General features: G+C 59.6%; 10 protein-coding genes. 3 read left to right on the top strand and 7 right to left on the bottom strand.

Annotated elements, in window-relative coordinates; all coding sequences use genetic code 11:
* Positions 1 to 7 precede the first annotated feature (7 nt).
* From QQJ84_RS17210 to QQJ84_RS17200, 3 genes are read left to right on the top strand one after another with little or no spacing between them, the layout of a single operon-like run.
* On the top strand, positions 8 to 1702 hold the full coding sequence (locus QQJ84_RS17210; protein WP_284259549.1) for a site-specific DNA-methyltransferase: 1695 nt from the start codon (positions 8 to 10) through the stop codon (positions 1700 to 1702).
* On the top strand, positions 1699 to 2682 hold the full coding sequence (gene rhuM, locus QQJ84_RS17205; protein WP_284259548.1) for a RhuM family protein: 984 nt from the start codon (positions 1699 to 1701) through the stop codon (positions 2680 to 2682). Before QQJ84_RS17210 ends, rhuM begins: the two co-directional genes overlap by 4 nt.
* Positions 2679 to 5339 (top strand): DEAD/DEAH box helicase, encoded by a 2661-nt coding sequence (locus QQJ84_RS17200; RefSeq protein ID WP_284259547.1) that lies wholly within the window; start codon positions 2679 to 2681, stop codon positions 5337 to 5339. The genes rhuM and QQJ84_RS17200 overlap by 4 nt, the downstream gene beginning before the upstream one ends.
* A 25-nt stretch (positions 5340 to 5364) precedes the next feature.
* On the opposite strand, the gene QQJ84_RS17195 is transcribed toward QQJ84_RS17200, so the two are convergent.
* Genes QQJ84_RS17195 through trbE form a run of 7 tightly spaced genes read right to left on the bottom strand, consistent with a single transcriptional unit; the run spans position 5365 to position 13016 of the window.
* Positions 5365 to 5646, bottom strand: coding sequence for a DUF2274 domain-containing protein (locus QQJ84_RS17195; RefSeq protein ID WP_284259545.1), 282 nt, complete (start codon positions 5644 to 5646; stop codon positions 5365 to 5367).
* A gap of 11 nt (positions 5647 to 5657) precedes the next feature.
* Positions 5658 to 6836 carry a TrbI/VirB10 family protein gene (locus QQJ84_RS17190; protein ID WP_284259544.1) on the bottom strand — a complete coding sequence of 393 codons (1179 nt, stop codon included), beginning with the start codon at positions 6834 to 6836 and terminating at the stop codon, positions 5658 to 5660.
* Positions 6833 to 7825, bottom strand: coding sequence for a P-type conjugative transfer protein TrbG (trbG, locus tag QQJ84_RS17185; protein WP_284259543.1), 993 nt, complete (start codon positions 7823 to 7825; stop codon positions 6833 to 6835). The genes QQJ84_RS17190 and trbG overlap by 4 nt, the downstream gene beginning before the upstream one ends.
* Positions 7825 to 8508, bottom strand: coding sequence for a conjugal transfer protein TrbF (gene trbF, locus QQJ84_RS17180; protein WP_284259542.1), 684 nt, complete (start codon positions 8506 to 8508; stop codon positions 7825 to 7827). The genes trbG and trbF overlap by 1 nt, the downstream gene beginning before the upstream one ends.
* The gene (trbL, locus tag QQJ84_RS17175) at positions 8508 to 9827 is read right to left on the bottom strand and encodes a P-type conjugative transfer protein TrbL (protein WP_284259541.1); all 1320 of its coding nucleotides are present in this window, start codon (positions 9825 to 9827) and stop codon (positions 8508 to 8510) included. Before trbL ends, trbF begins: the two co-directional genes overlap by 1 nt.
* Before the next feature lie 10 nt (positions 9828 to 9837).
* On the bottom strand, positions 9838 to 10587 hold the full coding sequence (gene trbJ / locus QQJ84_RS17170) for a P-type conjugative transfer protein TrbJ (protein ID WP_284259540.1): 750 nt from the start codon (positions 10585 to 10587) through the stop codon (positions 9838 to 9840).
* Entirely contained in the window at positions 10584 to 13016 is a 2433-nt protein-coding gene (gene trbE / locus QQJ84_RS17165) for a conjugal transfer protein TrbE (RefSeq protein ID WP_284259539.1), read from the bottom strand. Before trbE ends, trbJ begins: the two co-directional genes overlap by 4 nt.
* Positions 13017 to 13024 lie beyond the last annotated feature (8 nt).

Raw genomic sequence — 13024 nt, 5'->3', positions numbered from 1 at the left:
TTGACTTATGGCTAAAAAGCAAAAACTAGAACTCACGTGGGTGGGTAAGGAAAACCGGCCGCAGTTGGAGCCGCGGATTTTGTTGGAGGATGCGGCGCTGTCCTATCATGCGCGGCATATGGTGGGTGACAATGATCTCTTTGATAACCGGCTGATCTTTGGCGATAATTTGCTGGCATTGAAGGCATTGGAGCAGGAGTTCGCGGGGAAGGTGAAATGTGTGTTCATCGACCCGCCCTACAACACTGGCAGTGCGTTTGAGCATTATGATGATGGGGTGGAGCATTCTATCTGGCTGTCATTAATGCGAGATCGGCTGGAGATTATTCGACGGCTATTAGCGGATGATGGTTCGCTGTGGATCACGATCGACGATAATGAAGCACATTATTTGAAAGTGCTTTGCGACGAGGTATTTGGGCGTCGAAATTTTGTTGCCAATCTTGCGTGGCACAAACGAGTTTCGCCCGCGAATGATGCAAAATATTTCAGTGCGGATTTCGATCACGTTCTAGTCTATGCGGTTAACAAAGAAAACTGGCGGCCAAATCGCTTAAATCGTTCTGAATCACAACTTGAATATTACAAAAACCCCGACAATGATCCTCGCGGAGATTGGAACTCTGCTGCGTACACCTGCGCTAAGTCGTCCGATGAGAGACCGAATTTGTATTATCCCATTACGAATCCGTTTACTCGAAAAGAAATTTTGCCGAGTAAAACGCGGGTGTGGGCATATGATATTAACACGCACCAGAAAAATGTGGAAAACAATCTTCTTTACTGGGGGAAGGGTGGAACTGGAACCATGCCCCGAATCAAGAAGTTTCTTACCGAGACCAAAAAAATAGTGCCACGGAGTATTTGGGGGTTTGATGAAACTGGTCATAATCAAGAATCAAAACTTGAAATTGATAAGTTGTTTCCAGAGACTCCTTTCTCCACACCGAAGCCCGAGCGCCTGATAAAGCGGATCCTGGAAATTGCCACGGCCCACGGCGATCTCGTCCTCGATTCCTTCGCTGGTTCGGGCACCACTGGCGCTGTCGCCCACAAGATGGGCCGACGCTGGATCATGATCGAGTTGGGTGAGCATTGCCATACCCATATCATCCCTCGCCTGCGCAAAGTGATCGATGGCGACGACAAAGGCGGCATCACCGAAGCAATGGGCTGGGAAGGTGGCGGCGGATTCCGCTACTTCCGCCTTGCACCTTCGCTGCTGGAGACAGACCGCTATGGACGCGAGGTCATCAGCAAGGCGTATAATGCGGCCATGCTGGCCGAGGCTTTGTGCAAGCTGGAGGGGTTTGTTTATGCGCCCAGCGATACGCTCTATTGGCAACATGGCGCCTCGACGGAGCGTGATTTTATCTATGTCACCACCCAAACGCTCTCGCTGGAGCAACTGGCGCATTTGAGTGAGGAGGTGGGAGCCGATCGCTCGCTGCTGGTGCTATGCTCCGCCTTTCGCGGGCGGACGGACAGGTTTGAGAACTTGACCGTGAAGAAGATCCCCAACCACATCAAGAACCGCTGTGAGTGGGGGCATGATGATTACAGCCTGAATGTGGAGAACCTGCCCAAAGCACCGCCCAGGCCCGTGCGTCCGCCGGTAGAGGAAGCCCCGCCCCCGCTGGCGCCCGACCCCAGCGATTTATTCGGCGCCTCGCCCAGCCCCGGTAAACGGGGGCGCAAATGAGCGAGGGCGAGCTGATCCTTTATACCACCGAGGATGGCAAGATCGACATCCAACTGCGGTCTATCGGGGGCACCGCTTGGCTGACCCAAGAGCAGATGGCGGCCTTGTTTGACCGTGAACGGTCGGTGATTACCAAGCATATCGGCAATTTGTTTACGAGCGGCGAGTTGGATGAGGTGAGCAATGTGCAAATTATGCACATTGCTCATTCGGACAAGCCCGTCAGGCTTTATAGCCTGGAGGTGGTGCTGGCCGTGGGTTACCGGGTGCGATCCGAACGTGGCACCCAATTCCGGCGCTGGGCCACTACGGTGCTGAAAGAATATCTGCTGAAAGGCTTTGTCATAGACGACAAGCGCCTGAAAGACCCGAAATTTGACTATTTCGACGAGCTTTTGGAGCGCATCCGGGACATTCGGGCCTCGGAGGTGCGGTTTTACCAGAAAATCCGCGATATTTTGGCGCTCAGTGTGGATTACAACGCCAAATCCGATGCCGCTCCGCTGTTTTACGCGAGCATTCAAAACAAGATGCTCTATGCCGTTACGCACCACACGGCGGCGGAGCTGATCGCGGCCCGTGCCAATGAAAACGCCCCCAATATGGGGCTGACCACCTGGAAGGCCGGGCGGGTGCGCAAGGGGGATGTGACAACGGCCAAAAATTACCTCGGCGAGGCGGAGGTGAAGGAACTGAACCTGATCGTGACGATGTTCCTGGATACCGCCGAACTGCGGAGCAAACGCCGCCAGGAGATTGCGTTGGCCGAATGGGAGACCATTCTGGACGCGTTTCTGAAAAACAACGAGTTGCCGGTGCTGCGGAGTGCAGGAAGTGTCTCGGCGGCTCGGGCCGAGGCGATTGCCCATCAGAAATATGATTTGTTCGATGCCAACCGCAGAAGCGCTGCGGCAGCGGGCGATGAACTGGAAGAACTGCAAAAAATTGCGGCGACTGTGAAGAAGGATAATAAGCGATGAACCGCCACGTCAATGCCATCGCTGGGCGGTTAAGTTTACGCGCGCCGCAACGCCGTTCGCTGGAAATCCTCGACCGCATCACTGAGATCGTGCCACCGCAAAAGGGGGTAGATTTGGAGGCGGCACTGGCTGCAATCAACAGCGAATTCCCCACCGTGAAGGATTTTGAACGCGATTTTCCCTCGCTGTGTTTTGCATTGGCGACTGGTGTGGGCAAGACGCGGTTGATGGGCGCGTTTATTGCCTATTTGCATCTGGCGCATGGGCTGAATAATTTCTTTGTGCTGGCGCCAAACCTGACGATCTATAACAAGCTGATTGCCGACTTTACCCAGAACACGCCTAAATATGTGCTGAAAGGCATCGCTGAATTTGCGATCAGCCCGCCGGTGATTACGACGGGCGAGAATTATGAACGGCAAATTGCCAGCGGTGGCAGCTTGTTCCCCACGACGATCAATATTTTTAACATTTCCAAGATCAATTCCGAGGTGCGGGGTGGACGTTCGCCGCGTATCCGCAGTTTTCGTGAGGAAATTGGCGAGAGCTATTTCGATTATCTGGCAGGGCTGAAAGACCTGGTACTGATCATGGATGAATCGCACCGCTACCGGGCATCGGCGGGCATTCGCGCGATCAATGAATTAAAGCCGGTGATTGGGTTGGAGTTAACCGCGACGCCGTTTGTCGAGACTACGCGCGGTCCTGTGGCATTTCAAAACGTGATCTTTGATTACCCTCTGGCCCGGGCGATGGAAGACGGCTTTGTGAAAGAGCCGGCCGTGGTTACACGTGAGAATTTTAGTCCGGTGGGAAAATCGCCGGAATCGATCCAGCAGATTAAGTTGGAAGATGGCGTGCGGCTGCACGAAAGCGTGAAGGTGGAGCTTGAAACATATGCCCGCCAGACCGGCCAGCGGATTGTGAAACCGTTTATTCTGGTGATTGCGCGCGACACCACCCACGCAGCTGAATTGATGCGATTGATCCAGTCGGATGGCTTTTTTGAGGGGCGGTATAAGGACAAGGTAATCCAGGTTGATTCATCCGTGAAGGAAGAGGAAACCATTGAGCGGCTTTTGAAGGTAGAACATACCGACGAGCCAACTGAGATCGTTATCCATGTGAACATGCTGAAGGAAGGTTGGGATGTAACCAATCTTTATACCATCGTGCCGCTGCGCGCGGCGAATGCCAGGACCTTGATCGAACAATCGATCGGACGCGGCTTGCGGCTGCCGTATGGCAAACGCACCGGGGTGATGGCGGTCGACCGGCTGAACATCGTGGCACATGATCGCTTTCAAGAGATCGTTGACGAAGCAAGGCGGCCCGACTCGACTATCCGGTTGCAACAGCTGATCCTGTCCGATGATCCGATCGGGCAAAAGACGGTGACGGTGGTATCTGCCCCGCAACTGGCTGTGCAGCTTGGTTTGGCACCAGCAGCCCCAAGCTATGGTGGGTTTCATGAAAATCAGGCGGCGTTTGGGGGCGACGATGAAAGGGTTGCGCAGATCGCCTATGCGGCGATCCGCAAACTAGAGGCACAACCGTTGCTGATTCCCAGTGCAGGGCATTTACTGCGGCCGGAGGTGCAGGCGGCGTTGCTGGCTGAGGTGGAGAAGAGTTATCGCCCGGTGCAGATGGAGTTGGGGGGCATCATCACCCAACCGAATTTTGCCGCGATCATCGCTAAAACTAGCGAATTGGTGGTGCAACAGACGATTGATATTCCGCGCATCCTGGTGGTTCCCAAGGGCGAGGTGAAGTCGGGCTTCCGCCCCTTCAAACTCGATCTGTCAAGGATGAGGTACGAGGCGCCGGACGATACCTTATTGGCCCAACATTTGCGTACGGATCAGATCGATCGCATTGGCACGGGGACGGGTAATATCGAAGAGCAAAGGTTGGAGGATTACGTAGTTGGTAGCCTAATCGATTTCGACGATGTGTCATACGATGAAAATGCCGAATTACTCTATGATCTCGCGGGGCAAGTGACGCGCCATTTTCTGGGCTATCTGTCGGAGGATGATGCACGCAACGTGCTGCGACTGCATAAGAAAGAGATTGCCAGTTTTGTTCATGCACAAATGCAAGAACATTTTTGGCAAGACCAACGGGCTGAATATGAAGTGGTGGTAACGCGTGGTTTCACCGAACTCCTGCCTAGCGCCTATAGTGCCAGTGCCGGAGATGCGCCGCTTGATTACCGAATCTCGCCACCCGACAAGAGCAACATGGCGCGGTATGTATTTGCTGGGTTCAAGCGTTGCCTATACCGTGAGCAAAAGTTCCAGGCCGACGGCGAACGCAAAATGGCGGTGATTTTGGAACGGGAATCGCTGAAATGGTTCAAGCCGGTGAAGGGACAGTTCAAGCTATTTTACCGCTCAGGTGTTGAGCAGCTCGAATATCAGCCGGATTTCGTGGCTGAGACCGAAGGACACATTTTTATGTTGGAGCCTAAGGCATCAAACAATATGACCGATCCGGATGTGGTGGCTAAGAAGGCCGTCGCGGTCGAATGGTGCCGTCACGCTACGGAACATGCCGCAAGTTATGGCGGAAAGCCGTGGAGCTACGTACTGATCCCGCATGATGCAATTGCTGAAAATATGACGTTAGAGGGGCTAGCTCGCAAGTATTCGTGATTTTTACTGGGCGGGTGCGGTCACTTCAAGGATCTTTGACTTGTTGCGATGTGCCGAACCGTGTCGGTCGGTCGTCGGTTGGTTGAGGTTGTGCCACCCGTCGTATTTTGGCGAAAGCTCGATCGGTTGCCATAAACCGGATCAGCATGGGCGCGACCAGTCGTGCTGGGTCGGTGACCGGATGTCCCGTCTCTCGTCCGAGCACCTCAGCATAGGCAAGAAGATCGCGATGAACTGCGGCTGGGATTTCTACGGTGAGTTTCACGGGCTTGTCGTCTGGAATCATGCCAAGCTTTAACTTTACCATGCCCATCTCCTTTAACCCTGATATGGCGCGAGGACTAGGTCACGATTAACGATCACCCGAACCGGAAACCCCGGCCGGATGGTGAGCGTCGGCTGGATGTTAAGCTCGCGTTCGACGAGTTCCTGGCCGGTTTGGTTGATGCTGTCGGACGCACCACTGCGGATGGCCTGGACGAGGCTGTTCTCCTGGTTGCCGGTTCCTGCCTCGGCGCCGACGCTCAGGAATGTGGAGAGCAGGGCGGCTTCAAATAATGAACCCCAGTGGTTGTCCACCCCATCCTGAAGCCCGGAATAGCCTTGGGTGTCGGCTCCGGGCTGGTTCTCCAGAACAATGGAGCGGCCATTCGGAAGGATCAGCCGGGTCCAAACCAGTTGGACACGGCTTTGCGCGAAGGCGACCTCGCTGTTGTATTCCCCGATCAGCTTTGAGCCTTGGGGGATGAGAAGATATTGACCGGTTGGGCTGTCATAGACATTTTCCGTTACCTGGGCGGTGACTTGGCCGGGCAGGTCTGAGCGGATGCCGGTGATGAGAGCGGCGGGGATCACCGATCCGGCCTGGACGATGTAGGGCGACGCCGCGTTGGTCAGCCGGTCTGGGCTGACGGTGGGCGCGTCGGAGGGGCCGTTCAGGAAGGCCAGCTTTTGGTCCTGCATGTTTTGGGTAGCCGTTGGATCGGTTGGCGAAGGGGCGCCGGTATAACCTGGCTCTTGATCGGGACTCGCGACCTGTCCAGTTCCGGAGGTGGCCGTTGGCGTGGCCGTTTGAACGAACAGGCTGCTGGTGCGGGCGGAGTTCTGCTCCTGGGCCAGTTGCTGGTCTGCTTGGTCATTGCCCGTCGAGACGCGGCCCTGCTGCTCGGCATGGAGGATTGGTGGGCCAAGATCGCCGGGCAGTGGCGGCCCGAGTGGCGGCGTGGGTTTTGGCAGGTCGTTGTAACTGCTCGGCAGGCTGGTAACGCCGTCGGCGATGTTCTGGTTCCGCGTGTTGTAGAGTTCCTGGTTTTCAGGTTTTACGCCGCGTGTTTGCAGCGCCCAGTAGGTCAGGCCGAAGATGGAGAGGCTGGCGACGGTGCCGAGACCGATCAGCACCCGGCGCGAGAGTCGCGTGACGCTCGGCCGATTTGGCCGCAGCCGGAGTTCGGCGGCAAGCGGTCGGGTTTCGCCGTTTCCGGGGTCTTGGCCGGTCATTGTGACGGTGTCCCGTCGGTGCGGACGATGCGGACACGCTGCTCAGAATTGCCGTCGCCCATTTGCAGTTCAGCGGCGGCAAATAAGGTGTCGACGATCATGTCGGGGCCGCGCACCCGGTAGTTGACTAGGTCGGACGTCTTGCCGCTGGGGCCAATGACAAAGAGCGGCGGCATGTCCCCCTGCCCGATGCCATTTGGGAATTGGATAAAAACCTGGTGGCCGTCATCGAAGGCGCGCAAGGGGCGCCAGGGTGGGTTGTCACCCTCGATCTGGTAGCGGAAATTCAGTGCGGAAATATCGATACCGGTCGCGGTGGGTGTGGCCGCGTCGGCGGCGTTGTTCTGCTGCTGCAGGGCGATCAGCTCGTCTTCTGGATAGTTCCACGAGATCGAGGCCATATAGGTCACTGTCGTGGAGCGCAGTTCCAGGTGGTAGGTGCGGCGGTCGGTGTTGATGATGAGGTTGGTCACCAGATCGGGGCGTGTCGGTTTGACCAGGATGTGGACCTGCGTTGTTGGGCCTGTGCCGCTTGTCGTGTCGCCAATGATCCAGCGGACAGTGTCGCCGGCGGCGACGGGGCCGGAGCCGACGAGTTGCTCGCCGGGTTGCAGGGCGATGTCGGTAATTTCCTCGGGGGCGGCGTAGACCTCGTAGAGCGCGCCATCTGTGAAGGGGTAGACCTGGATGGCGTTGATATAACCATCGCTGGTTGGCTGGATGCGGGCGGCGGCGTTCGCCGCGGCCACTTGCGCCGTGGGGTTAGACGACGCTGCCGGTGCGGTTGGGCCTGCCGGGAGCGGCTTTAGCTGGTCAGGGAGCGGGAGCGGTGTCGGGATTTGCACGATGTCGACCGGCGCGGGTGGTGCCGGGAGCAACACTGCCGGTTGGGGGGCGGTGTCGTAGCTGATTCTGGGCGGTTTGTAGGTCGCGCAACCCGCGAGCACGAGCGCGGCGGATAGGGCCAGCGGGGAGACGGAAATTTTCATCAGTCGAGCTCCTTCGACCAGTTGATGGCGTCGACGTAGACGCCGAGGGGGTTTTTCTGCAGGCGATCGGCGTCGGTGGGTGGGGACAGGACGATGGTGAGGATGGCGGTCCAGTGTTCCGTCGAGACCAGGCTGTCGTCCTGGTAGTGGCGTTCGACCCAGGAGACCTGGAAACTGTTGTCAGAGGCGCGGATGACGCTGGAGACGTCGACGGCGACTTGCGCCTTGCCGATGTCGGCGAAGGGATCATTGTTGCGGGCATAGTCGTTCAGTGCCATCGCGCCCTGGCTGGTGGTGAAGTCGTAGGCGCGGAGCCAATTTTGGCGCACGATGACGGGATCGTCGGGGATCGAGCGCACGTCCTCGATAAACTGGGCGAGTTGCCAGGCAATTTGCGGGTCGGTCGGGCGGTAATCGGCGATGGCGGGGGCGATGGCTTGGGCCTGGCCGAGACTGTCGATTTGCACCACCCAAGGGACGACGCTGCCGCGCGCGGATTGCCAGACGAGGCCACCGGCCAAGCCCATGGCAAGGAGCAAATTTCCAAAGGCGATAAGGCGCCAGTTGCGGGCCTGGACGCGGGCGGAGCCGATGCGCTCGTCCCACACCTGGGCGGCTTTCTGGTAGGGGGTTTCGGGCTCGGGGGTGCGGCCATAGCGCGTGCCGGCGCGGCGGAACTGCATTATTTCTCTCCCGAAAGATCAACATTGGTGGAGCCGCCGCCATGGTCGCCAGAGCGCATGACATGGGTGGCGGTGGAGACGCCGTGGCTGACGGCCTGGCGGCGGCGCATCTGCCGGGCCCAGCCGGGTGGACCGCCTGCGGCGGCACCGGTGGGTGTGGCCTCGGCCGATGCATTTGGCTGTGCACCGCCGGTTGCCTGGAATGCGGCACGGCCACCGGCGGCAAAGCTTTGCTTCAAGTTGTCGGCGACGCGGGCCGCCATGGCGCGTGGCACGGCGGCACCTGCCTTGGCGACACCGGCCATGCCCGCGGCAGCGCCTTTTATGCCGCCTTCGCCGGAGGCTGCGGCGCCCAGGCGATAGGCGGTCGATGTGCCGCCTGCGAGAGCCGCGCCACCCCGTGTGCCTGCGACAAGCGCACCAGCACCAGCGCGAAGGGCACCAGCCGAACCGATCAAACCCGCGGCGCCAATGCCACCGGCAGCGAGTGCGGTGCCAATGGCAGCCCCTGCGCCAAGCTGTGGCGCGCCAGAGAGCAAGCCCGTGGCGATGCCGGGGCCAAAAATGCCCAGGCCGAGCAGCGACAGGGAGGCCAGGACCAGGGAGAGCGCGTCCTCGATGGTTGGCTGGGTGTTGCCAAAACCCTGGGTGAACTGGCTGAACAGGGTGGTGCCGATGCCAACGATGACGGCGAGGACCAGTACCTTCACGCCCGAGGCCACGACATTGCCGAGCACTTTCTCGGCAAGGAAGGCGGTTTTGCCGAACAGGCCGAAGGGCACGAGTACGAAGCCGGCGAGTGTGGTCAGCTTGAATTCGATCAGCGTGACAAAGAGCTGGATGGCCAGCACGAAGAAGGCGATGACCACGAGAAGCCACGCCACCATCAGCACGAAAATCTGCACGAAATTATTGAAGAACGAGGTGTAGCCCATGAGTTTTCCGGCGGCTTGCAGAATGGGTATGCCGGCATTGATGCCGATCTGGGCGAACTGGCCGGGTTGCAGAAGTTGGGTCGCGGAGAGGTTTGAGCCCGCGGCTTCCAGGCCGAGGCCCGCGAAGGAGTTGAAGACGATCTCGGCGAGGGCGTTAAAGTTGCCTATGATGTAGGCGAAGAAACCGATGTAGAGCGTCTTTTTCACAAGGCGCGCCATGATGTCTTCGTCGGCACCCCAGGCCCAGAACAGCCCGGCGAGTGTGATGTCGATGGCGATCAGGGTGGAAGAGAGATAGGCGACGTCGCCGTGCAGCAGGCCAAACCCGCTATCGATGTAGGTGGTGAAGACGTTGAGGAAGTTGTCGATGACGCCGGGGTTCATGGGACGCGGCTCATTGCTGGTGGAACATCTGAACGGACCCCGCCTGGTAGCCAGAACCCGTCGTCAGGAATTGGTTGAGCTGTGCCTGCGCCTGGGCTTGGGCTTCGGCGTCACTCGCACCGGCTAAAGCCTGGGCGCGGCCCTGGGCGGCGATCAGCGCCGTGAGGTCGGCAAGCTGGCTGCTCTGGATGGCCAGCATCTGGTTGCCCGCCTGACTGGCTTGCAGCGCGCCTACGGCGGATTGGCTGGAAGAGATGAGGGCGTCGATCTGCGCGTGCGTGGTGGCGAGGTTCTGGACGACGCCGGCCTGCACGTTCATCGCATCCTGATAGCTCGCGCGGGCATTTTGCCAGCGGGTCTGGGCGTCTCTTTCCAGTTGCGATGATGAGGTCGTGCTGGCGTAGGACTGCGGGTAGACCTGGGTGAAGGCCTGGTTGATCGTGGTGACATCGTAGGCGATGTTCTGGGCTTGGCTGAGAAGGTGCTGGGTCTGGCTGATGGATTGGTCGAGCTGCGCCAGCGAGGAGTATGGCAGGCTGGCGAGGTTCTTGGCCTCGTTGACGAGCATGGTGGCTTCGTTTTCCAGGCTCTGGATTTCGTTGTTGACCTGTTGCAGCTCACGCGCCGCCGTCAGCACATTTTGTGAGAAGTTGGTGGCGTCAAAGACGGCGATTTGCGCTTGGGCGGGCGGACTGGCCATAAGCAACGAGATGGTGGCGGCGCCCGCGATGAGCGGGGCGCGATAACGGGGCGTAATCATTGTGATGCCTCCAAACTGAGGTTGCCAAGAAGGTCTGCCGCCCAGTCCGCGCCTCTGTGGCGAAGCCAGGCGGCGGCGAAGCCGGGTTGGCCATGCGTTGCCAGGATTTCCGTGATCGTGTTCTGGTCGGTCTTGGAGGATGCGGCGGTGAAGGCGAGTGCGGCGTCACCGAGGCCGAGTTCGAAGAGCCGGTTGCCGCGCCGGGACTGGCAGTAATAATCGCGGCGCGGTGTGGCGCGGGCGAGAATTTCGATCTGACGGTCGTTGAGGCCGAAGCGGCGATAGATGGCGGTGATTTGCGGTTCGATGGCGCGCTCGTTCGGCAGAAAGATGCGCGTCGGGCAGCTCTCGACGATGGCCGGGGCGATGGCGCTGGTTTCGATGTCGGCGAGCGATTGGGTGGCGAAGATGACGGAGGCGTTTTTCTTGCGCAGGGTTTTCAGCCACTCGCGGAGCTGGGCGGCGAAGCCGGGATCATCCAGCGCCAGCCAGCCTTCGTCGATGATGAGCAAGGTTGGCCGCCCGTTGAGGCGGGCCTCGATGCGGTGGAAGAGATAGGCGAGCACGGCGGGTGCGGCGCCGGTGCCGATCAGCCCCTCTGTCTCGAAGGCCTGGACATCGGCATCGCCCAGTCGTTCGGATTCGGCGTCGAGCAACCGGCCGAATGGGCCGCCGACGCAATAGGGGCGGAGCGCCTGCTTCAGCGCGTTGGATTGGAGCAGGACGGACAGGCCGGTCAGGGTCCGCTCTGCCACCGGTGCCGAGGCTAGGGAGGAGAGCGCTGTCCAGATATGCTCCTTGGCTTCTGGCGTGATGGCGACTTTCTCGCGCTCCAGGATGTTGGCGATCCATTCGGCGGCCCAGCCGCGCTCGGCGGCATCGTCGAGCCGTGCGAGGGGCTGCAAGGCGACGGGGGCAGTGTCTTCGGCCAGCGCGCCGCCGAGATCGTGCCAGTCACCACCCATTGCCATGGCCGCCGCGCGGATCGAGCCACCGAAATCGAACGCAAAAATCTGCGCGTGGTTGTAGCGGCGGAATTGCAGTGCCATCAACGCGAGCAACACGGATTTACCTGCGCCGGTGGGGCCAACGATGAGCGTGTGGCCGACGTCACCGACATGCAGCGAGAAACGGAACGGGGTGGAGCCTTCGGTCTTAGCGAAGAACAGCGGCGGCGCGTTGAAATGTTCATCGCGCTCTGGGCCAGCCCAGACGGCGGAGAGCGGGATCATGTGCGCCAGATTCAGGGTCGAGATCGGAGGCTGGCGCACGTTGGCGTAGGCGTGGCCGGGCAACGAGCCGAACCAGGCTTCCAGCGCGTTCACCCCTTCCACCATGCAGGTGAAGTCGCGGCCTTGGATGATTTTCTCGACCAGACGGAGCTTTTCGTCGGCGATGCGGGCGTCTTCATCCCAGACGGTGACAGTCGCGGTGACATAGGCCTCGCCGATGGCGTCGGCGCCCAATTCCTGGAGCGCCAGATCGGCATCGGCGGCCTTGTTGGTGGCGTCGGTGTCCAGCAGCACCGAGGCCTCGTTGGTCATCACCTCCTTCAGGATGGCCATGATGGATTTACGCTTGGCGAACCATTGTCGGCGGATTTTGATGAGCAGCCGGGTGGCATCGGTCTTGTCGAGGCAGAGGGCGCGGGTTGACCAGCGATAGGGAAAGGCGAGCCGGTTCAGTTCGTCGAGAATGCCGGGCTGCGTGGTGGATGGGAAACCCATCACCGTCAGGGTGCGCAGGTGGTTGGCGCCGAGTTTTGGTTCCAGGCCGCCGGTCAACGGTTCGTCGATAAGGATCGCGTCCAGGTAGATGGGGATTTCCGGCACGCGGACGCGCTGGTGCTTTGTTGAGATCGTGGAATGCAGATAGGTCAGCGTTTCAGCGTCATCGAGCCATTCGACCTCGGGGACGAAACCTTCGACGAGTTGCAGCACGCGATTTGTGCGGTCGATGAAGCCGCGGAGCACCTCGTGCGGGTCGACGCCACCCTTTTCGCTGCCTTCATAGAGCCAGCTTTCGGCCCGCGCGGCGTCTTCGGCGGGCGGCAGGAACAGAAACGTCAGGAAGTAGCCGCTCTCGAAATGTGCGCCTTCCTCCTCGAATTGTGCCTTGCGCTCGGCATCCACCAAGGCGGAGACCGGATCGGGGAAGTGGCTGTCGGGGTAATGATTGGCCTGGGTGCGCTGCGCCTCGACGAAGATGGCCCAGCCCGAACCCAAGCGGCGCAAGGCGTTGTTCAGCCGCGCCGTTGTGCCGATGAGTTCGGCGGGGGTGGCGCTGTCCAGATCCGGGCCGCGGAATTTTGCGGTGCGCTGGAAGGAACCGTCTTTATTCAGCACCACGCCGGGCGCGACGAGCGCCGCCCATGGCAAAAAATCCGCCAGGCTCGTGTTCTTGTTGCGGTATTCGGTGAGGTTCAGCATGGCCGCAC

The sequence above is a fragment of the Acidocella aquatica genome (assembly GCF_030160635.1).
Lineage (GTDB): Bacteria > Pseudomonadota > Alphaproteobacteria > Acetobacterales > Acetobacteraceae > Acidocella > Acidocella aquatica.
Note: the sequence above shows the minus strand (reverse complement) of the source record. Positions and strands in the feature narration are given on the sequence as shown.